The organism is Parahoeflea alexandrii (assembly GCF_027214025.1).
GTDB lineage: Bacteria > Pseudomonadota > Alphaproteobacteria > Rhizobiales > Rhizobiaceae > Hoeflea > Hoeflea alexandrii_A.
This window is the reverse complement of record NZ_JAPWHB010000002.1, coordinates 602,750-623,255: the sequence shown is the minus strand read 5'-3', so window position 1 is coordinate 623,255 and position 20,506 is coordinate 602,750. Positions and strand designations below refer to the sequence as shown.

General features: G+C 62.1%; 23 protein-coding genes. 14 read left to right on the top strand and 9 right to left on the bottom strand.

Features of this window, described 5'->3' with window-relative positions; genetic code table 11:
- Window positions 1-525: 525 nt before the first annotated feature.
- Window positions 526-1,353, bottom strand: coding sequence for a DUF4198 domain-containing protein (locus O4H62_RS09175; protein ID WP_269387199.1), 828 nt, complete (start codon window positions 1,351-1,353; stop codon window positions 526-528).
- Window positions 1,354-1,398: 45 nt separating this feature from the next.
- On the opposite strand from O4H62_RS09175, the gene O4H62_RS09170 reads away from it, so the two are divergent.
- From O4H62_RS09170 to O4H62_RS09130, 9 genes are all read left to right on the top strand, one after another.
- Window positions 1,399-2,538 (top strand): HupE/UreJ family protein, encoded by a 1,140-nt coding sequence (locus O4H62_RS09170; protein WP_269387198.1) that lies wholly within the window; start codon window positions 1,399-1,401, stop codon window positions 2,536-2,538.
- A 236-nt stretch (window positions 2,539-2,774) separates the two neighbouring features.
- Complete coding sequence (locus O4H62_RS09165) at window positions 2,775-3,119, top strand: hypothetical protein (protein ID WP_269387197.1); 345 nt, start codon at window positions 2,775-2,777, stop codon at window positions 3,117-3,119.
- Window positions 3,120-3,182: 63 nt separating this feature from the next.
- Window positions 3,183-4,766 (top strand): cytochrome c oxidase accessory protein CcoG, encoded by a 1,584-nt coding sequence (gene ccoG, locus O4H62_RS09160; RefSeq protein WP_269387196.1) that lies wholly within the window; start codon window positions 3,183-3,185, stop codon window positions 4,764-4,766.
- Complete coding sequence (locus O4H62_RS09155; RefSeq protein ID WP_269387195.1) at window positions 4,766-5,275, top strand: FixH family protein; 510 nt, start codon at window positions 4,766-4,768, stop codon at window positions 5,273-5,275. The genes ccoG and O4H62_RS09155 overlap by 1 nt, the downstream gene beginning before the upstream one ends.
- A complete protein-coding gene (locus O4H62_RS09150; RefSeq protein ID WP_269387194.1) occupies window positions 5,272-7,608 on the top strand; it encodes a cation-translocating P-type ATPase in 2,337 nt (778 codons plus the stop codon). The genes O4H62_RS09155 and O4H62_RS09150 overlap by 4 nt, the downstream gene beginning before the upstream one ends.
- On the top strand, window positions 7,605-7,763 hold the full coding sequence (gene ccoS, locus O4H62_RS09145; protein ID WP_269387193.1) for a cbb3-type cytochrome oxidase assembly protein CcoS: 159 nt from the start codon (window positions 7,605-7,607) through the stop codon (window positions 7,761-7,763). Before O4H62_RS09150 ends, ccoS begins: the two co-directional genes overlap by 4 nt.
- Window positions 7,764-8,011: 248 nt before the next feature.
- Window positions 8,012-9,424: an NADP-dependent phosphogluconate dehydrogenase gene (gene gndA / locus O4H62_RS09140; RefSeq protein ID WP_269387192.1), complete on the top strand. Its 1,413-nt coding sequence runs from the start codon at window positions 8,012-8,014 to the stop codon at window positions 9,422-9,424.
- A gap of 54 nt (window positions 9,425-9,478) precedes the next feature.
- Entirely contained in the window at window positions 9,479-10,099 is a 621-nt protein-coding gene (locus tag O4H62_RS09135; RefSeq protein ID WP_269387569.1) for a YdeI/OmpD-associated family protein, read from the top strand.
- Between the two features lie 67 nt (window positions 10,100-10,166).
- A complete protein-coding gene (locus O4H62_RS09130; protein ID WP_269387191.1) occupies window positions 10,167-10,829 on the top strand; it encodes an AraC family transcriptional regulator in 663 nt (220 codons plus the stop codon).
- On the opposite strand, the gene O4H62_RS09125 is transcribed toward O4H62_RS09130, so the two are convergent.
- Window positions 10,781-11,176 carry a VOC family protein gene (locus tag O4H62_RS09125; RefSeq protein ID WP_269387190.1) on the bottom strand — a complete coding sequence of 132 codons (396 nt, stop codon included), beginning with the start codon at window positions 11,174-11,176 and terminating at the stop codon, window positions 10,781-10,783. The genes O4H62_RS09130 and O4H62_RS09125 overlap by 49 nt on opposite strands.
- Window positions 11,177-11,737: 561 nt before the next feature.
- Here O4H62_RS09125 and O4H62_RS09120 point away from each other — a divergent pair.
- Window positions 11,738-12,085, top strand: coding sequence for an alpha/beta fold hydrolase (locus tag O4H62_RS09120; RefSeq protein ID WP_269387189.1), 348 nt, complete (start codon window positions 11,738-11,740; stop codon window positions 12,083-12,085).
- Between the two features lie 108 nt (window positions 12,086-12,193).
- Here the strand turns inward: O4H62_RS09120 and O4H62_RS09115 are convergent, their stop codons facing one another.
- Window positions 12,194-12,670, bottom strand: coding sequence for a MarR family winged helix-turn-helix transcriptional regulator (locus tag O4H62_RS09115; RefSeq protein WP_269387188.1), 477 nt, complete (start codon window positions 12,668-12,670; stop codon window positions 12,194-12,196).
- A 153-nt stretch (window positions 12,671-12,823) separates the two neighbouring features.
- Here O4H62_RS09115 and O4H62_RS09110 point away from each other — a divergent pair, with 153 nt between their 5' ends.
- Window positions 12,824-13,510 (top strand): D-lyxose/D-mannose family sugar isomerase, encoded by a 687-nt coding sequence (locus O4H62_RS09110; RefSeq protein WP_269387187.1) that lies wholly within the window; start codon window positions 12,824-12,826, stop codon window positions 13,508-13,510.
- A gap of 162 nt (window positions 13,511-13,672) precedes the next feature.
- Here the strand turns inward: O4H62_RS09110 and O4H62_RS09105 are convergent, their stop codons facing one another.
- From O4H62_RS09105 to O4H62_RS09095, 3 genes are all read right to left on the bottom strand, one after another.
- On the bottom strand, window positions 13,673-13,906 hold the full coding sequence (locus O4H62_RS09105; protein ID WP_269387186.1) for a LuxR C-terminal-related transcriptional regulator: 234 nt from the start codon (window positions 13,904-13,906) through the stop codon (window positions 13,673-13,675).
- 202 nt (window positions 13,907-14,108) lie between these two features.
- The gene (locus O4H62_RS09100; RefSeq protein ID WP_269387185.1) at window positions 14,109-14,483 is read right to left on the bottom strand and encodes a helix-turn-helix transcriptional regulator; all 375 of its coding nucleotides are present in this window, start codon (window positions 14,481-14,483) and stop codon (window positions 14,109-14,111) included.
- Entirely contained in the window at window positions 14,480-15,136 is a 657-nt protein-coding gene (locus tag O4H62_RS09095; RefSeq protein WP_269387184.1) for an AraC family transcriptional regulator ligand-binding domain-containing protein, read from the bottom strand. The genes O4H62_RS09100 and O4H62_RS09095 overlap by 4 nt, the downstream gene beginning before the upstream one ends.
- 117 nt (window positions 15,137-15,253) lie before the next feature.
- Between O4H62_RS09095 and O4H62_RS09090 the strand changes: the two genes are divergently transcribed.
- Together O4H62_RS09090 and O4H62_RS09085 are read left to right on the top strand one after the other, a co-directional pair.
- Window positions 15,254-15,727, top strand: a complete 474-nt coding sequence (locus O4H62_RS09090) for a hypothetical protein (RefSeq protein WP_269387183.1) — start codon at window positions 15,254-15,256, stop codon at window positions 15,725-15,727.
- A 148-nt stretch (window positions 15,728-15,875) separates the two neighbouring features.
- Complete coding sequence (locus O4H62_RS09085; protein WP_269387182.1) at window positions 15,876-17,090, top strand: acyl-CoA dehydrogenase; 1,215 nt, start codon at window positions 15,876-15,878, stop codon at window positions 17,088-17,090.
- A gap of 93 nt (window positions 17,091-17,183) precedes the next feature.
- On the opposite strand, the gene O4H62_RS09080 is transcribed toward O4H62_RS09085, so the two are convergent.
- From O4H62_RS09080 to O4H62_RS09070, 3 genes are read right to left on the bottom strand one after another with little or no spacing between them, the layout of a single operon-like run.
- Window positions 17,184-17,546: a hypothetical protein gene (locus tag O4H62_RS09080; RefSeq protein ID WP_269387181.1), complete on the bottom strand. Its 363-nt coding sequence runs from the start codon at window positions 17,544-17,546 to the stop codon at window positions 17,184-17,186.
- Window positions 17,543-18,775: a sensor histidine kinase gene (locus tag O4H62_RS09075; protein WP_269387180.1), complete on the bottom strand. Its 1,233-nt coding sequence runs from the start codon at window positions 18,773-18,775 to the stop codon at window positions 17,543-17,545. The genes O4H62_RS09080 and O4H62_RS09075 overlap by 4 nt, the downstream gene beginning before the upstream one ends.
- Before the next feature lie 13 nt (window positions 18,776-18,788).
- The gene (locus tag O4H62_RS09070; protein WP_269387178.1) at window positions 18,789-19,202 is read right to left on the bottom strand and encodes a response regulator; all 414 of its coding nucleotides are present in this window, start codon (window positions 19,200-19,202) and stop codon (window positions 18,789-18,791) included.
- A 322-nt stretch (window positions 19,203-19,524) separates the two neighbouring features.
- Between O4H62_RS09070 and O4H62_RS09065 the strand changes: the two genes are divergently transcribed.
- The gene (locus tag O4H62_RS09065; protein WP_269387176.1) at window positions 19,525-20,451 is read left to right on the top strand and encodes an HD domain-containing phosphohydrolase; all 927 of its coding nucleotides are present in this window, start codon (window positions 19,525-19,527) and stop codon (window positions 20,449-20,451) included.
- Window positions 20,452-20,506: the final 55 nt, after the last annotated feature.

Sequence of the window (20,506 nt, the reverse complement as noted above, 5' to 3'; positions counted from 1 at the left end):
TGTAGTGAAATCCATTGCACATCTTGTTATGTGCCAATCGACCCGCCTCAACAACCGCAGCGTCTACCGATGCAAATCTAACCGACCTTGTTTCCTGCAATTCATCGGATTTGTAGGTCTCGCAAAGAACTCGTGCGCCCAGTGAAGTTCCAGTGTCGACGGTTATCGTATGGACAGTTATCGCGTTATCGAAGGTTCGCTCCAGAAATATCGTGTGAAATATCTTCTGGACGCCGAGGTTGTTTTTGTCCGCGGGAGATGGCGTTACCACATCGAACAGATTTTCCGAGCATCGCATTTGAAGCGCCCGCCGAGTCAGTTGCAGAAAACACTCAAACACTATTCGTATTTAAGCTTTCTCTGATTTTTCTGACTGGGTCAATTTGCCAGAAATATTCACTAAATTCTGACAGGGATGGGGCCCGCCTTGAGGAAGGCGACAGGCTGAAGCCGTATCTCGTTTCGGTTGGCTAAGCTGCCTGGAAGGCGCTAGCGGGCGGTCGCATCCTTGAATCGGCCCCTGGCTCACTCCACCCCGAACGTCAGCGAGGCCCAGTAGCTCTGCCAGTCGGCGTTGCGGTCGACCGGGGCTTCGATCATGTGCACACTCGCTGCCAGATAGACGCCACTGGCCGGGATGGTGAAGCTGACGCGGCCGCTGGAGTCGGTGCGGGCGTGGGTTCTCGTCCCGGCGGTCCCGTCCTGGCCTTTCTGAAACAGCGCGACCTGCGTGTCGGCAAGCGGCTTGCTTTCCCACAGCAGGGTGAAGCTCATCTCCGTGCCTGGCTTCAGTGTCAGCGGATTCTCGCCGGCCACCAGTTCGAGCCGCATGCTGGTGGCGCGGTCCGTGTCATCCCATGCGTCGCCAACGGCGACCAGGGTCTTGGCGCACCGGGTGTAGATCTCGCTGATATCGTCGCGCGGCAAGCCGCGGGCGTCATGGCGGGCGGGTATCGTGTTCAAGCCTTCGAGGTCGAGATAGGCGGCGAATTTTTCCCAGTCCCGGAAGCGGATGCGGTCGCCGGACGAGACATAGGTGAAGATCGCCAGGCCCTCGGCGCGCGGTGCCAGGTTCAGCGCCGGAAAGTCGCCGGTCACGCCCTCGACATCGGTGTCGCCAAGCCGGTCATGCAGCTTGAACGCGGCAAAGCGGGAGGGGACGTAGGGGAAGGCATCGCCCTTGAAATCCTGTCCGACGCGCAGGTCGGCCTCGATCTTGACGTCCCCGGTGATTGCAAAATCATGGGGCTCGATCCAGAATTCATGCGCCGAGACTGGACTTGCGGCCAGCACCGCGCCAACTAGTGCCCATGCCAGTCCAAGGATCAGGCTGGGCCGTGCCGGTCGTTCCATCGTGTTTTCTCCAAAGTGGCTTTCCAGATGAAGATGTGCTCCCGAATGATAAATCAAGTGCTTGCGGGCCTGGTGGTTGCGGTTCTGCTGGTCTTGGCGGGGCCTTCCGGCTTGCGCGCCCATGAAATCCGGCCGGCTATCGCTGATCTGGTGTTTGCCGGCGACGGCACGGTGCGGCTCGACATGTCGCTGATCCTCGAGGCGGCGCTGGCGGAGATCGGCGCGGAGCATGGCGACACCGACGACAGCCCCAATGCTGCACGCTACGACGACCTGCGGCGTCTCGATGAGACCGGGCTGGCGGCGGAGTTCGAGCGGTTCAGGCCGAGGTTTCTGCAGGGCGTCAGGCTGACCGCTGATGGGGCCGATGTTCCGCTGGATGTCGTTGGGATCGAGCTTGATCCGGTGGGAGACACGGATTTCGCCCGGCTGAGCCGGTTGCAGCTCTCGGGCCCGTTGCCGGCCGGAGCAGAGAACGTGGTCTACTCGTTTGATCCCGCCTTCGGTCCGAGCGTCATCCGGGTGCCGGATGCTGAGGGCGGGTACGGCTATTCCGCCTATCTCGGCGACGGCAGCCCCAGCGAGCCGATACCGGTGGAAGGCGGGCTTACCGTGAGCGCGGGACAAGTGTTCTGGGATTACATCGGCATCGGCTTCACCCACATCGTTCCCAAGGGACTCGATCACATCCTGTTCGTCGTCGGGCTGTTCCTGCTGTCGCCGCGGCTCAAGCCGCTGCTGATCCAGATCACCTCCTTTACCATCGCCCATTCGGTGACGCTGGCGCTGGCCATGCTCGGCGTGATTTCCGCGCCTTCCAGCATCGTCGAGCCGCTGATTGCTGCCTCCATCGTCTTTATCGCGGTGGAAAACCTGGCGACCAACCGCCTGAGCCCCTGGCGGCCCTTCGTGGTGTTCGGCTTCGGGCTGCTGCACGGTCTCGGCTTTGCCGGCGTGCTGACGGAGTTCGGGCTGTCGCCGACGCATTTTGTCAGCGGCCTGATTGGCTTCAATGTCGGCGTGGAAGTGGGCCAGCTGGCTGTCGTGGCTGCCTGCTATGCTTTGTTCGGGGCATGGTTCTCCGAGAAGAGCTGGTACCGGGCGCGGGTCACCATGCCGATGTCGCTGGCGATCGCCTGCGTGGCGGTGTGGTGGTTTGCCGAACGCACCGGACTGGTGGCCTGAGCGCCGGAACAGTGTTCTCAAATGGCGCGGTTTGGTCCGCGTCACCTGGAATGCCGCGACTGGTCTCACGGTGCAGAGCATGACTGCGTGCCGCTTGCCGGGGAAACTTCCAATGCCGCCATTGTTCGAGGCGGGCAGGGATCTCGACGTGCGGGCCGGGTGCCCGAACCTGATCGAACGGATCGAAACCGGGATGCCGTCCTGCGGCAAAGACATGAGCCGCGCCAATACGCCGCATGAATGCGTGCCTGGGGCGGTTTTGCGACACACGCCCGGCCATCGGCTGGGTCGGCCGCGATGCGCTGCTGCGGGTCGCGAAGCAAGGTCCGCTCAAGCAGATCTGCTCTCTGAAGATCGACGGAAAGACGGTGCCGTCCCGCACGGAGCCTTGGATTGCCAGCGCCGGAGAAGAGATCGCGGGGCAGATCGTCGCGGCGGCCTGGTCGCCGGATTTCGGCACCGATGTGGCGATCGGGATGATCGGCAGGGACTTCCGGGACGAGGGCGCCGCCTCGTCGCCGGGGCGCCCGACGGCGCCCGGACGCCGCGGGCACGGGCGGGCGCTGGCTGTGACGGATTGATCTTGATCAAGGCATGTGTGAAGTCGCGGATGCATGGTGCGCTCCAAACCAATGGTGCCCGATATGAACACGCAGACGCCCGCAGACCCTTCCGCAGACCTCGATGAAATCGAACGGCTTGAGGCCGAAGCGGTCAATGCCGCCTGGAAACGCAAGCCGCTTTATGAAGCCCGCAAGAAGATCTTTCCGAAGCGGGCGGAGGGAACCTACCGCCGCTTCAAGTGGCTGATCATGCTGGTGACGCTGGGCATCTACTATGTCACGCCCTGGCTGAGATGGGATCGCGGTCCGTACGCCCCCGACCAGGCGGTGCTGCTCGACCTCGCCAACCGGCGGTTCTACTTCTTCTTCATCGAGATCTGGCCGCAGGAGTTCTTCTTCGTCGCCGGTCTTCTGGTGATGGCTGGCTTCGGGCTGTTCCTGATCACGTCCGCTGTCGGCCGCGCCTGGTGCGGCTACACCTGTCCGCAGACCGTCTGGGTGGATCTGTTCTTGGTGGTCGAACGGGCGATCGAGGGCGACCGCAACCAGCGCATGAAGCTCGAAAACGCGCCTTGGAGCGCTTCCAAGCTCGGCAAACGCGTGGCTAAGCACGCGATCTGGATCTTCATCGGCGTGGCCACCGGCGGCGCTTGGATCTTCTATTTTGCCGATGCGCCGACGCTTCTGATGAATTTCCTCACCGGCAATGCCGCGCCGGTGGCCTATATCACCGTGGCGATCCTGACGGCCACCACCTACACGTTCGGCGGGCTGATGCGCGAGCAGGTCTGCATCTACATGTGCCCTTGGCCGCGCATCCAGGCGGCGATGCTCGACGAGAATTCGCTGGTCGTCACCTACAATGACTGGCGCGGCGAGCCGCGTGGCCGTCACGCCAAGAAGGCGGCGGCACAGGGGCTGATCCAGGGGGATTGCGTCGATTGCAATGCCTGTGTCGCGGTGTGCCCGATGGGCATCGACATCCGCGACGGCCAGCAGCTCGAATGCATCACCTGCGCGCTGTGTATCGATGCATGCGACGCGATCATGGACAAGCTCGACCGGCCGCGCGGGCTGATTTCCTACGCCACGCTGTCCGACTATGCCGACAACATGACGCTGGCGCGCGACCCGGAAACCGGCGCGCTCAATCCGAGCCGGGTGCGCACCGCCGATGGCGGGTTCATCGATGCGGTCAAGCATTTCAATTGGCGCATCGTGTTCAGGGCGCGCTCGCTGTTGTATATGGGTGTGTGGTCATTGGTCGGCATCGGCCTTCTGGTGGCGCTGCTGTCGCGCGACCGGCTCGAGGTCAATGTGCTGCATGACCGCAATCCGCAATTCGTGCTGGAATCCAACGGCGACATCCGCAACGGCTATTCGGTCAAGATCCTCAACATGATCCCGGAACCGCGCGTCATCTTCCTGTCGATCGAGGGCCTGCCTGGCGCGACCATGAAGATACCGGGCATCGAGCAGCCGGCAGGTGTCTCGTTCGCGATCCCGGTCGAACCCGACCGGCTGCGGGAACTCAGGGTCAACGTGCTGCAGCCGAAGGAATTCGTGAGCTCGGAGACCGCGACGTTCCGTTTCATCGCCGAAGACAAGTCGAGCTTCGAACGTGACGCCTATACCGCCAACTTCCACGGTCCGGAGACGAAGTGATGCAGATGTTGCGCTCGATATTCCAGCCAACCGAATTTACCGGCAAGCACATGCTGGCGACCATGGTGGCATTCTTCGGCGTCATCATCACCGTCAACTTGGTGATGGCCCGGTTCGCGATCACCACCTGGAGCGGGCTGGTTGTGCCCAATACCTACGTGGCCAGCCAGGAGTTCAACGCCAAGGCGGCCGAAGCCCGCGCCATCGACGCGCTCGGCTACCGGATGAAGCTGATTCCGAATGTCGATGGGCTGGAGATCGATTTCATCGATGCCGCGGGTAACCTCGCCATTGCGGACACAATGATCGCCGAGTTGCGGCGGCCGGTGGGCGAGCACAGCGACCGTCACATGGTGCTGACGCGCGATGCCGATGGCATCTATCGCGGCGCCGGCGAACTTGCGGAAGGCGAGTGGATCGCCACGGTGACCGCAACGCGGGACGGGCAGACGCTTTACAAGAAGGGCCGGCGGTTTCACGTCAGGGCGGACGGGAGCATCGGAAATTGAGTTGCTGCGCGGCAGGTACGGAAAGCGCTGCCGAACTTGAAGCGCTGAAATCGGAAGGTCCGTCAGCCGAGGAAATGTGGCTGTCGAGCCGTCCGCTCGGCGATGGATTGCGCCAGGTCGACCTAATCGTGCCGGGCGTGCATTGTGGTGCCTGCATCGCGCTTCTGGAGAAGGAACTCCCCAAGACCGCTGGCGTCGATCATGCGCGCGTCAATCTTTCCACCCGCCGTGTGTCGGTGGTGTTTGACGGCAAGGACAATGGCGCCGATGGCGGCGGGCATCCGGAAACCGTGCTGACTGCTCTCGGAGAAAAACTCAAGTCATTGGGCTATCCGGCGCATCTGCCCGGCGGCGCCGACGAGAGCGCCGATCCAGCACTGCGCGAGCTGCTCAAGGCGCTGGCTGTCGCCGGATTTGCCTCGATGAACGTCATGCTCCTGTCGGTCTCGGTCTGGTCCGGCGCAGAAGCGGCGACACGCGACCTGTTTCACTGGATCTCGGCGTTGATCGCGGCGCCTGCGCTAATCTATTCCGGCCGCATCTTCTTTGTCTCGGCCTGGGGTGCGCTCAGGCACGGCCGCGCCAACATGGACGTGCCGATCTCGCTGGGGGTGATCCTCGCCTACGGGATTTCGCTGCACGAGACCATTACCCACGGCGAACACGCCTATTTCGACGCCTCGGTGACGCTGCTGTTCTTCCTGCTGGCCGGGCGCACGCTCGACCACATGATGCGCGAGAAGGCCCGTTCGGCGGTGCGCAACCTGGTGCGGCTGTCGCCGCGCGGGGCCATGGTGATCCGCGACGACGGCAGCCGCGAGTACCTGGCGCTGGACGAGATCGAACCCGGCATGCGGCTGGCGATCGCGCCGGGCGACCGGATTCCGGTCGACGGGCGGGTCGTCTCCGGCCGTTCCGACATGGATTTCGCTGTTGTCAACGGCGAGAGCGCGCCGCAACTGGTCGAGGCCGGATCGCTGACACCGGCGGGCACGCTCAATCTGACCGGCGCGCTGGTGCTGGAAGCGACGCGAAGCGCGCAAAACTCGTTCCTGGCGGAAATGGTGTCGATGATGGAGGCTGCGGAAAGCGGCCGCGCCGGCTACCGGCGCATCGCCGACCGGGCATCGGCCATCTATGCGCCGGCGGTGCATCTTCTGGCGCTCGGCACCTTCATCGGCTGGATGATGGTGTCGGGCGACTGGCGCACCGCGATGCTGACTGCGGTGGCCGTGCTGATCATCACCTGTCCCTGCGCGCTGGGGCTCGCGGTGCCGGTGGTTCAGGTGATTGCGGCGGGACGGCTGTTTGAGAACGGCATCATGGTCAAGGACGGTTCGGCCATGGAGCGGCTGGCGCAGGCTGACCATGTGGTTTTCGACAAGACCGGCACGCTGACGCGGGGCAAGCCGAGGCTGATCAATTCCGCCGCTGTGGCGCCCGATCACCTTGCCATCGCGGCGCGGATCGCGCGGGCCTCGCGCCATCCGTTAAGCCAGGCGCTGGCCGATTTCGATTCGGGCGACGATGGATTGACGGAGTTCGACATCACCGAAACGCCCGGCGAAGGGGTCGAGGCGACTTCCCCCGAGGGCGATGTCTACCGGCTCGGCCGCGCCGTCTTCGCGCTCGATGAGCGCGACGAGGGGATCGCACGCGCCGCCGACGCGAGCCAGGTGATCCTGTCGAAGAACGGTAGGTTTCTCGATATCTTCCTTTTCTCCGATCAGATGCGGCGCGGCGCGGCCCAGGCGGTGGCGGGTCTGTCGGCGCTCGGCATCGACGCCGAAATCCTGTCGGGCGATCGCGAGGGGCCGGTCAAGGCGCTGGCCGGCGAACTTGGCGTGAGCGCCTATGTCGCCGGTGTGCGGCCGCGCGGCAAGGTCGACCGCATCAAGGCGCTGGCGGCGGAGGGCCGCAAGCCACTGATGGTGGGCGACGGGCTGAATGACGCGCCAGCACTGTCGGCGGCGCATGTGTCGATGGCGCCGGCAAGTGCCGCCGATGTCGGCCGCATGGCAGCGGATTTCGTGTTCCTGCATGATTCACTCGAGGCCGTGCCGCTGGCGATCGCTGTTTCGCGCAAGGCTGGCAGCCTGATCCGGCAGAATTTCGCGCTGGCTGTCGCCTACAATGTGATCGCCGTACCTATTGCGGTGATGGGCTACGCCACACCGCTGATCGCCGCGTTGGCGATGTCGTCGTCGTCGGTCATCGTCGTTCTCAATTCCCTGAGGCTCAGGCGCAAGACGCGGGTCGAGCAGTTCGCGAAGGCCGCGCCGGAACAGGCCGCACCAGCCGCTGTCCGTCCCGGCCTCGGGGCGCAAGCATGAACAATCTGATCTTCCTTATTCCGATAGCGCTTTTTCTCGGGGCACTGGGGCTTGGCGCCTTCCTGTGGTCGATGAAAAGCGGCCAGTACGAGGACCTCGACGGCGCAGCCTGGCGGGTGCTTGACGATGGTGACGACAAGCCGAAACCGGACTGAGCCTTTCGCGAAACCCGCCCGCGCGGACAGGACGTACCTCTACCAATCCATGACAATTGAATGGGATAATCATCCCCTGCGCTTGCCGTCACGGGCGGCATGGGCCACAGTTTGATCCGGTCGTTCCGCGCCTGAAGCATCGCAACGCGCGTGGAGCACATGCTGTGGAGTTTGCGGGGTGGCGCGCAGTCATCTCTTTGAATCATTTCAGATTTAAAGCGGACTGGCGATGGGAATGGGAGAGTTGTATGGCCGAAGCTGAAATAGGGGTGATCGGACTGGGCGTGATGGGCGCCAACCTGGCGCTGAACATCGCCGACAACGGCTATCATGTCGCCGTCTACAACCGGACGGCGTCGCGCACGGAGGAATTCGCGGCCGCAGCCGGTGACCTGTCCGACAGGGTAACTGCTTGCGCCACGCTTGAGGAGTTCGTTGCCGCCATCCGTCCGCCGCGGCCGGTGATCATCATGGTCAAGGCGGGAGAGCCGGTCGACCAGCAGATCTCGGCGCTGAGGCCGCTGCTTGAAGCCAATGACATCATCATCGATGCCGGCAACGCCAACTTCCGCGATACCATGCGCCGCTTCACCGAACTCGAGGGCTCGGGCCTGACCTTCATCGGCATGGGCGTTTCGGGTGGCGAGGAAGGTGCGCGCCGCGGGCCCTCAATCATGGTCGGCGGCAAGGAGGAGGCCTGGCGCCGGGTCGAGCCGGTGCTCACCGCGATTTCCGCCAAGTACCAGGGCGAGCCCTGTGCGGCATGGCTCGGCGAAAATGGCGCCGGGCATTTCGTCAAGACCATCCACAACGGCATCGAATATGCCGACATGCAGATGATCGCCGAGGTCTACGGGGTCATGCGAGACCATCTCTCCATGGATGCGCCGACGATGGCGTCGGTCTTCTCTGCCTGGTCGAAGGGACCGCTCGATTCCTACCTGATCGACATCACCGCCGAGGTTCTCAGCGTCCAGGACGCGGCAACCGGACGCCCGATCGTCGACATGATCGTCGATGCGGCGGGGCAGAAGGGCACCGGCCGCTGGTCGGTGATCGAAAGCCAGATGATGGGTGTGCCGGCGACCGCAATCGAGGCGGCAGTGGCGGCACGCTCGCTGTCGGCGATGCGCGCGCAGAGAGCGCAGGCCGAAAAGCTTCTGGGGCTCCCCCGTCAGCAGGACCGGCGCGACGACCAGCAGGTGGTCGATGATCTCGGAAAGGCGTTGCTGGCCGGAAAGGTCGCAGCCTACGCGCAAGGGTTTGCCGTCATGGCTGCCGCCTCGGAGGAATTCGGCTGGAACCTGCCGATGGCCACCATCGCCCGGATCTGGCGCGCCGGCTGCATCATCCGGTCTCTGTTCCTCGATGAAATCGCCACCGCCTTTACCGAAAACCCGGATGTGCCGAACCTGGCGCTGACCCCGGCGTTCTCGAAAATCATCGAGGACACCGACATGGAGCTTCGGCGGATTGTGGCGGAGGCGGCCCTGAACGGCCTGCCGGTGCCGGCACTCGCCAGCGCGCTTGGTTATTTCGACACCTACCGGCGCGGACGCGGCACCGCCAACCTGATCCAGGCACAGCGCGATTTCTTCGGCGCGCACGGGTTCGAGCGGCTGGATGCTGAAGGCGAACACCACGGGCCATGGGGCGGCTGAACCCGCATTGCCGGGCGAATGGAGCTGCCGGACCGTGCAGAGGAGCGCGCCATGATGATCACCGACATCGAGGATTTTTTCACACGGGGCTGCGGGCGGTGCGCCCGGTTCGACACGCCCGACTGTTCGGTGAAGCAATGGACCGAAGGGCTTGAGACGCTGCGCCGCATCTGCCGCGACGTGGGGCTCGAGGAAACCGTCAAGTGGGCGCATCCGTGCTACATGCACGCGGGGCGCAACATCGCCATCATCGGCGCCCTGCGCGGCGATTTCCGGCTGAGCTTCTTCAATGCGGGCCTGATGAAGGATCCCGACGGCGTGCTTGAGCGGCAGGGTCCAAACACAAGGCATCCCGACATGATCCGGTTCACCGGCAATGAACAGGTGGCAGCGATGGAATCCATCATCCGGTCCTATCTGGAAGAGGCGATGGCCTATGCCGAAAAAGGCCTCAAACCGCCGAAAGAGGAGGGCGGGTTCGATCTGCCAGACGAACTGGTCGAGGTGCTCGACGCCGACCCCGAGCTTGCCGAAGCCTTCCACGCTCTCACGCCTGGCCGCCAGAAGAGCTACGTCATCGCTTTGAGCTCAGCCAAGACCTCCCAGACCCGCATTAACCGCATCGCCAAATATCGAGACAAGATCATCGCAGGCAAGGGAGCGATGGAGCGGTAGCCTCGCGGAGGAAAAGCCAGGAAACCGACATTGCCTCAGCGTCTGGCCATCTGTTATCGACGACTCCATGGACACCGCAGCTCACTTTCAAAAATGGCATCATGTCGCCGAGGCCACCGAAACGTCCATCGTGTTTCCCGATGGGTGCCGCGATGTGCTGGTCATTGCCGAGAAAGGCAGGCCAGATCGCATCGTCTTGACGGATATTGACTTTCACCCGCGTGCCGTCCCGCTTCGGGCCGGCACGGACATCCGCGGCTTTCGGCTCCGCCCCGGCGCGACGGTTGATCCGCGAGCGCTTGCCGCGAAGGCGAAAAGCGCGGGCGGCACCGAGGACCTGATCGGGAATGCGGCCGTCTTTTCAGAAGAGTTGGGCCACGCCATTCTGGCCCTGACTTTTCCCGGATCGACGGTGCAGTCGGTCTCCGGGAGCCTCGGCGTTTCCGCCCGGACTCTGCAGAGGCGGTTCCGGGACCTTCATCTGCCGCCTCCGGATTTCTGGCGGCTCCTCGGGCGCGCGCGTCTGGCCGCAGGACACCTCGCCACCTCCGCGCCACTGGCGGAGGTGGCTTGCGCGTTCGGCTACAGCGATCAGGCCCACATGACGCGCGAATTCCTCCGCTGGTTCCATCGGACCCCGACGCAGCTCAGACGGAATGCTTCCCTGCTCGAGCAGGTCAGTCAGCCGGCGCTCGGCAATTGGACCGACGAACAGATTTCGATCAGATAGCCGTTTGGATCGCTGACATAGGATGTGGTCTGGCCCCACGGCTCCTCCCGCACCTCTTGCACCAGCAAGGCTCCCGCCGCGACGGCGCGGTCGAGAGCCGCACGAACATCTGCGGTTTCAAACGCCAACTCGAACACCGGGGCCTTGGGATCAGGCCTGCCGGGGAGCTTGCCAAGCTGGCGCATGAGCGCGGTCGAGGAAAATGCGAGCTTCGTTGTTCCGGTCGCCAGTTCGCCATAGTCACCTGACTCGTGCAGAAAGGCCTTTTCCAGCTCGAAGGCACGGGCATAAAAGTCTATCGACGCCGCGACATCGTCGACATAGAGGATCGAATATCTGAAGATCATTTGTTGCTCCTTGTGGTGATGTTGACAGCCGACATGTGGAACCCGTTCCGGGACATGTCTTGAACAATCGCGACAGACGTCTGGACTGGTTGCGAGGCTCCAACTGGGACGGCGCTTTGACATCAACAATCGATGCGCTGCTGACTTAATCTGGAGCAATACGCAGTTACCGTATCGCGCAGATACTGGACCATGTCAGACGGTCTGGAGGCGGCCTGTTTGACACAGGCGAGACTGTCAGGGCGGGAGATGCTGCTTTGTTTGTCTCTGAAACAGGCAGGGCAGACCGGTCGGTGGTCGTGCTTCTGCATGGCGGTCTGGAAGCCGGATGGATTTTGCGCCGCTGGCAGGCCAGCTCGCCATGTGTTGCCGGCTGATCGCGATCGACACAGCCAGGGACCTGGAAGGTCCGCCCTCGGCGCGGCCACCCTGAGTTGCCCTCGGCTCGCGGACTATATTGCCGCTGTCCTCGCTTATCTGGGTCATGGCAGGTAGGGATCATCGGCCACAGCAATGGCGGTATCGTCGCGCTCCGGCTTGCCGCGTCTGGCCTGGTGCGGAATGTTCGCGAAGCAAGTCGAGCGCCACGAGGCCGAGCACCCTGACCCCGAATTTGCCAGACTGTTCGAGACGACCAGGGCGATGTGGCTGGGCAGCAGTGCGGACGCCTATCCCGGTGAAACGGCGGGCGCCATTTCTGCCCCGCTTATGGTCATTCACGGCGATGAGGATTTTTTCGTCTCGCGCCGCCAGGCGTTTGAGCTTGCGCAGCGGGTCGAGGGCTCGCGGCTGCTCAACCTTCCCTTCGCGTCGCACACCGTGCTTGAGGATGCTTCGACGGACGTTCTGCCCGCGCTTGCCAGCTTCATGGAAGCTATGCGGCAGGAAGTTCCGATACCCGGGTCATGATGGTTCAGTCGGCATGATCTTCAAGCCGCCGCTGCACAAACCGGGCGCCTGCGCAGGGATGGACATCGGTCCGCTGGAGGCGTGTTCGTGGGCCCGTCCGGCCCTGACTCAGGAGCGCTCGATTCTGGTTTCGATGGCGCTGATACCGGCTTCGAGTTCAGCGGCGCCGGTCTCGCCGAGCATTTCAACCAGGCGGGCCTCGTAGCTGCGAGCAAGCGTGACCAGGTCCCGGTAATGGATGCGGCCCTCGCGCGTGAGCTCGATATGCTCGACGCGGCGATCCGTCTGATCCACCTGGCGGGTGATCCACTTGCGCTCCTCGAGCGCGCGGATGGCGCGGCTGACCTTCGTCTTGTGCATGGACGAGTGGGTGCCGATCTCGGTGGCGGTGATCCGGTTGAACTGGCCGATGGTGGCCAATGTCCGCCATTCGGGGCGGGTCAGGCCGTGCCGCTCGCGGTAGAGGGTGGCAAACTGGCGGCTGATGATTTCCGCCGCACGGGCCAGCCGGTAGGGAAGAAACCCTTCGAGCGCCAGTGTGCCGGCGACCGGGGTTTCCGCGGATCGTGTCTGGGGCAAAGTCATTGTCGTTGGTTTATCCCTTAATTGTTGCGACTGCGACTGTTATGCGGACCCCGCATAGCGCGAAAGTTCAGCCGGTGCAATTGCCACGCCGGGCACCGGCCTCTAAATCAGGGGCCAGCAGGTAGCCTCTCCATCCGAGCCGCAGGACATGTCATGGAACGCAGTGAGATCAACGAAATACTTGAAGAAAGCGATCGCTTCATCCGCTCCTTCGGTTATGTGATGCCGCCGTTTGCCTATTGGAGCCCTCAGGAAATGCGCGCGCGAACGGCTTCGGACGCCGACGCCATTCGCGCCAACCGGCTGGGTTGGGACATCACCGATTACGGGCAGGGCAGGTTCGAGGATCTGGGCCTGTTCCTGTTTACCGTGCGCAACGGCTCGGCGGCCGACCTGGCGGCGGGCAGGGGCATGCTCTACGCCGAGAAGATCATGATCTCACGCAAGGACCAGTTCTCGCCGATGCACCGGCACAACATCAAGGCCGAAGACATCATCAACCGCGGTGGCGGCAAGCTGGTGCTGGAACTGTTCGCCGCGGCCGAAGATGGCTCGATCGACACTTCGGCCGATGTGTCGGTTCCGACCGACGGGGTGATGCGCACTCTTCCGGCCGGGGGACTGCTGAAGCTCGATCCCGGCGAGAGCGTGACCCTGATGCCCGGGGTCTGGCATGCGTTCTGGGGAGAAGGCGGTGATGTGCTTATCGGCGAGGTCTCGACCGTCAATGACGATCTGACGGACAATGTGTTTAGCGATCCGATCGGCCGGTTTTCAACGATCATCGAAGACGAGAAACCGCGGCATCTGCTGGTATCGGACTATGACACCTGGCTGTGACTGTCAGCACAGTGCGATTGCCGGCAGAGAATGTCCGAATTTTTTGATCCAAGAATGTGGACGTCAGCCCGAAACCCGCCTTTTTCGGGCTGACGTCCTCAAAAACCGCGCCTCGGACCCGGCCCCGCCCCGAAGGCTGATGGGCAGCGGTTCTTGTTCGTGTCAGTCGTTGCTGGTGACGAGAAGCCCGAGCCGGCCGGCCTTGGCAAGGCCTGCCATCCGGTTGGGCGTGCGCAGTTTCAGCAAGACCACGGAAAGCACGGAGGCAACCTCGCTGGCGGTCAATTCCAGTTCACGGCCGATTTCCTGATCGGTACGGCCGTCCGCGCAACGGCGGAGGCAAGAAAGTTCTGTTCGTGTCAACGGAGGGAACCCTTTTTCGTTTCCGAGATCCATGTGAAGTCCTTTCGGCACGGCAAGGTCTGCCGCATCTGAAGTGAACAACGCGGCGGGATGGGCGTCCCGCCGCGAAGCAACACCAGATTGTGTTTGATGTGTTGGGAAGCTTATGCCCTGTCTGCGACAAATTCGCCTTCACGGCGCGCGCCAAAAAGCGTGATTTGACCAATCGATTAAAATTGAACCTATCGCTTGTAAGTCAGAGAACCTTCTCACGCTTTTCCCGGAACTCGCTCGGGGTCATGCCAAACCACCGGATCGCCGATCGGGTGAATGCGGCGGGCGCGGAGAAGCCGATCTTGTAGCCGATGCTGGAAAGCGTGAGATTGGTCTCCAGCAGCAGCCGTTCGGCCATTTCCTTGCGGCAATCATCGACGATCGACTGCATGCTGGTTCCGGCGTCGGTCAACCGGCGCTGCAGCGTACGCGGGCTCATGCCAAGCCTCTCGGCCTCGCTTGCCAGGGTGAGTGGTACGCCTGACAGGCTTTCGGCCACGTGCAGGCGGACAATGGCCACGGGATCGTTGAGATCGGCGCGGCGCGGCTCGATCGCCTCCATCTGCTGCGACATCATGGCGAACAGCCGCAGGTCGGCCTGGGGTTGACCCGGTCAAGGATATCCGTTGGCAGGATGAGGGCGTTGACAGGGGCGTTGAAGGTCACATGAGGCGATAACAAGCGTTTGAATAAATTTGTATTTATCGGGCGGTCGCGCTCCAGTTCCACGCGTATCTTGCGAACGTCGTCGCCGAGGATGGCGCGGAAATGATTGAAAGTCTGCGCGGTTCCAAGATCGACGAACTGAGCGCGGCGCAGGATCAGCGGAGAGTAGGTCCATTCGAAATGTGCGGCGCGGGGGCCGATTTCCAGCGTGCAGATGCTGGTCTCGCTGATCTTTTGAAGATTGCGGCCCATGAAGACCAGGCAATCGCGCACGGTGGGCGCGTTCATCATGGCGTATCCGAACGGGCCGGACGCGCCGCGCTCAAACCCCTCCACCGATTTCAGTCCGAACAGGTCATCGCCCGATATCAGCGCCAGCGCTTCCATGTAGCGGCAAACGCGATCGAGACTGATCCGTTCGCCGATGATCGTAAACCGGCTCGGATCCAGTCCGCAGGCCCTTGCAATGGGGTCGGAATCGATGCCGAGACTGGCCGCATAGCGACTGATCCCGGAGGCCAACCCGGCGGCGACTTCGAACTGGTCTGCCAGTGTCGGCTTCATGCGGTTGGCGTCCAAGGTTAAGAGATCGGCGCGCCAAGTAAACGCTGAACAGGCGACGTTGTCGAGATCAAAGCTATGCTAGACTTATTACCGCATCGCAATGAGTACCTATTTCGCATGAACAGCCACTTGTCGCCCTCCAGCTTTCAATTGCCCGACAAAGCCCATCCACGCATCCGTGAATTCCACGGGTTGTGGCTTGAGAAGGCGAAGGACGGCTTGCCCCAATCCTCCGACTTCGACATCGGCGCGCTGAGCAGCGAGTATCCGCTGCTGGCGCGGATCGGCGTAGAAGGGCCGGAACGACAGCTGATCTGGCGCGACTTCGCTGCGAGCAAACCCTGGCCTTTCGGTCCTCCGGTCAAGAACAGGCCGGTGGTGGAAAGCGTGCCGCCGCTCAGCATCAAGCGTGTGATCAATGCCTTCGAGGAGACGCTTGCAAGCGGGATTCCCGACTATTTCGAGACAACCTCCTGGTGGCATGGCGGGCGGACGGTTTCGCTGGCGCGGCTGGTGGCGCCGCTTGCGGCAGACGCCGGGCGGGAGCTGATTGCGCTGTGGGAAGTGATGGAACCGCCCGCGGCGGTGTGAGCGTGCGCTCCGGAGCAGCGTCGCCCACGAAATATATTTTAAGCCTATAGTATCTCGTTTAATCCGTGTTAAAGAGGACTATATGCTGCAATGTGCCCCTTGCCGGGGTCGACATGTGTCCCGACTGGAACAAACTGGAGTTTTTGAGATGTCCGTGTCCCCCGCCGTTTCGATCAAGTCCGCGAAATCATCTTTTCAATGGGACGATCCGTTCCTGATCAATGATCAGCTGACCGAAGAAGAGCGGATGATTGCGGACGCGGCCAGGGCTTTCGCCGCCGACAAGCTGATGCCGCGGGTGACCGACGCCTATCTCAACGAGGTCACCGACCGCGAGATCTTCTCGGAAATGGGTGAGGCCGGCCTGCTCGGCGTCACGGTTCCCGAGCAGTATGGCGGCGCGGAAGCCGGCTACGTGTCCTACGGACTGGTGGCGCGCGAGGTCGAGCGGATCGATTCGGGGTACCGCTCGATGATGAGTGTCCAGTCATCTCTGGTGATGTACCCGATCCAGGCCTATGGCAGCGAGGAACAGCGGATGAAGTATCTGCCGAAGCTCGCCAGCGGCGAATGGGTCGGCTGCTTCGGCCTGACCGAGCCGGATGCGGGCTCCGACCCGGGCGGCATGAAGACCCGCGCCAAGAAGGTTGACGGAGGCTACGTGCTGAACGGCTCCAAAATGTGGATTTCCAACGCGCCGATCGCCGATGTCTTCGTCGTCTGGGCCAAGTCGGAAGCGCATGGCAACGAGATCCGCGGCTTCGTGCTGGAAAAGGGCATGAAGGGGCTGTCGGCGCCGAAGATCGGCGGCAAGCTCTCGCTTCGCGCCTCGATCACCGGCGAGATCGTGATGGACAATGTGGAAGTGTCGGAAGAGGCGTTGCTGCCGAACGTCTCGGGCCTGAAGGGTCCGTTCGGCTGCCTTAACCGGGCCCGCTACGGCATTTCCTGGGGCGCGATGGGGGCAGCGGAAGACTGCTGGCACCGGGCGCGGCAGTACGGTCTTGACCGGCACCAGTTCGGCAAGCCGCTGGCCGGCACGCAGCTGTTCCAGAAGAAGCTCGCCGACATGCAGACCGAGATTGCGCTCGGGCTTCAGGGCTCGCTTCGCGTCGGGCGGCTGATGGACGAGGGCCGCTTCGCGCCGGAAATGATCTCGATCGTCAAGCGCAACAATTGCGGCAAGGCGCTCGACATCGCCCGCATGGCGCGCGACATGCACGGCGGCAACGGCATCCAGGCCGAATACCACGTCATGCGCCATGCGCAGAACTTGGAAACCGTCAACACCTACGAGGGCACGCACGACGTCCACGCGCTGATCCTCGGCCGGGCGCAAACCGGCATCCAGGCGTTTTTCTGATAGTCCGGCGCTGCCATTCTCGCCATGCCCCGGCCGATGCCGGGGCGTGCCTGACGGTACGGAGGCCGCTCTGCAGCCCTGCGGATAAGACGTTCAGCTGTCGAGCAGGCCGTTCATGATACGGTCCTTGATGTCAAACTTGTCGATGAAGCTGAAACCGAGATTCTTGTCTGCCGGAAACCGGTCGACCGGTGTGAAGCCGGACGATATATAGATCAGGCTTGCCTTGCGGACGTGGCCGGAGATCAGCGGGTAGGTTTCGTGTGCGCCCTTGTAGGGCGGCAGGTAGTGGTCGATGAATACCACATCGAATTCGGCGTCATCCAGAGCCTTGAGCCCTGCGTCGAGATTGTCGACATATGTCAGTTCGAAGTCTTCGTCATAACGGCGCGTCAGGAACACATGCATGAGCTTCTGTTCCATGATGTCGTCGTCGATAAGCAGCACGTCCTTCATTCCCCCAGTCCTCCATTGACCACCTTGAGATCGGCGGGAATGCCTATCCTGAAGCTGGTGCCCTGCATCGGGGCGCTCTCCACGGATATATCCCAGCCGAGGAGGGCGGCCGCCTTGGCGACGATGGCCAACCCCATGCCGTTGCCGGAAAACTCACCGCCGGTGTTCAGCCGCGCGAACGGTTCGAAAATGCGATCCCTGTAGACCGGGTCGAAGCCGATGCCGTCGTCCCGGATGACGTATTTGATTACGGAGCCCTCTGCTTCCGCTGTAATTGATACCACCGGCTTGCGGTCGGCCGGCGTGTACTTGATGGAGTTGCTGATCAGGTTCTGCAGGATCTGCAAAACGAGTGTCGGATCGGCGCGGATGGTGATGTCGGGAACGTTGATATGCACTTCGCATTCGCGATCGTTGATGGGAAGCTCGAGGGTTTCCAGCGCCCGCCCGGTTTCGTGTTTCAACGAAATCTCCTGGAGATCGGGTTGGTAGCGGTCCAACTCGGCATGGTGAAGGAGGTTTCGTACGAGGTTTCTGGCCCGGCTCGCCGATTTCCTGATCGTTTCGAGATACTGGCCGAGTTCCGGACCGCCGGCTTTGCCTTCATCCAGTGCCAGCTCGGAGAAGGAAACGATCTTCCGCAACGGCTCCTGAAGGTCATGGGAGGCGAAATGGGCGTATTGCGAGAGGCTGGCATTGACCCGCTCCAGCGCCTCGGCCTTGTCCTGCAATTCGCGGGTGCGCTCCTGAATGCGCAACTCGAGTTGCGACTTGATCAGATCGAGTTCCTCGTAGGCGCGGCTTTGTTCACGGATTGAATGGCTGAGAGCGTTGTTCTTCTCGCTCAGCGTGACGCTGCTTGGCAGTTTCAGCGCGGTGGGTATCAGCATCCAGCTGGCGACCGCTGTCGCCCCGGAGATCACCGCCGTGCCGGCCTTGATGATGCCCTCGAAGCCGTAAATCGGCTGCCAAAGGGTAATCAGGCCGATCAGGTGGGTAAGGCCGCAAGCACAGATGAAAGCCGAGAACAGGACCGCAACCCGCTGGGGAAGCAGATCGGGCCGCTTGACGAAGAGATAGATGATGGCAGTCGGAATGACAAAATAGGACGCAAAGATCAGGAGATCGGAGATCGCATGCAGTGCGATCAGGTCGGTCCGCCAGGTCAGGCAATATCCATGCGCGAGAAACGAGTTCGTCTCAAAGTACAACAATACCTTGTTCAACATCGAGAAAACTCCGTTAGTCTGGTATCCCCAGCAATTGTCGTTGCAAAGTTTGCATGCCCAGCATCGTGTCGGGTTTGGCGTAAGTTCCATTCGCTCCGGATGAAACGGCTTCCTGGTGCGTATTCTGGTTTTTGGTTGTGCTGACGATGTAGATCGGAATCTCCATCAGATGGCTCATCTGGCGAAGCATCCTGAGAAGCTGGAGACCGTTGGTGCCGGGCATGTTGATGTCGAGACATATGCAGTCGGGCAGGTCTTGCAGGTCGATTGCCGGATTGCTGAAGAACGAGAAAGCATCTTCGGCACTGTAGAACGCGCTCATCTTGAAACGAATTGTGGTCTTGCTTTCCAGCCGCTTCAATGAGGCCGACATCAGGAATATGTCGTCCTTGTCATCGTCGACTATGCAGATGTGGCGCTGTAACATTCAATCGTTGCATTATATTAGAGATTCGTAATTACACGCTATCCTATTGCGGAGATTTATCAACCCACCGGAAACCGAGGGGCGTTAGGCGGCTGCCGGGCCGAATGCCAAGTCCTGCGCCATACACAGAACCTCGAAACGGTCCTCAGCCATGAATGCTCCCGCGACGACCGTTGCACAATCCGGCCTTTGCAATGGCAGCCGGCAGCTGGGCACTGCTGCCTGCCGCCCTGTTAAAGGAAGATGCCGCAGTTCATACTTCTGAAACGGTCTCTCATATACTTACAATTAGCGTTTCCTAATTTTCTCTTCAGGTCCGTTAATGCTCACGCGCATTCCCAAGACTGAGATCAAAAGAGGCATGTTCGTCGAAGCGGTGGAGTGTTCCGAAGTTGCATTCGGCAAACGCCGATTCTTTCTCGATTCAGATCGGGAACTCAGCGCCATCCTTAAAAGCCCGGCCGAGTTTGTGCTCATCAACACGACATTGGGCGCTGTTGGCGGTAACGGCGCGCGGCTGCCGGACAGGGGCAGGGCGAACCTGCCGCTCTCGCCGGCTGAGGCGCGGGCCGAGGCCGCCGCCACGGTGGCGCGCTCGACAAGGATCCTCAAGGCCGAACTCATCGGCCTTGTCACCGGTGACCTCTTCGATATGGCAAGCATCAAGCCGGTGGTCGAAGAGATCACCCAGGCCGATCAACAGACGTCGTCGTTCTTCTTCGAAGTCACCCGGCTCAAGCACAAGGATGAAACCACGTTCCAGCATTCGCTGGCGGTCAGTATCCTGATGGGAAAGCTCGGCGATGCGCTGGACCTCGATGTGGAGACGGTCGAGCTGCTGATCGTCGGCGGTTTGCTGCACGACGTCGGCAAGCTGACGATTGCGACCGGGATCCTGCAGAAACAGGGCGCGCTGACGGCTTCCGAGCGGTCCGCGATCAAGAGCCACCCAAGGCGCGGGCACCAGATCCTCAAGGCGCATCCTGCCATCCCCGATGAGGTGCTGGACATCTGCCTGCATCATCATGAGGCACTCGACGGCAGCGGCTATCCATCGCGGCTGGCCGGGTCCGAAATCAGCCAGCTGGTGCGGATTGCCACCGTCTGCGATGTCTTCGATGCGCTGACATCGATCCGGCCCTACAAGCAGGGCTGGAGTCCCGGCAAGGCGCTCGGGTGGATGTTCGAGCGCGACAGGCAGTTCGACCGCAAGCTGGTGCTCCGGCTCGGCGCGATTATCGACGCCTGAGCGTCGCCGGGCAGACCGGGCGTCCTCCGCCGGCACCGGAAAACGCCACTCCGCG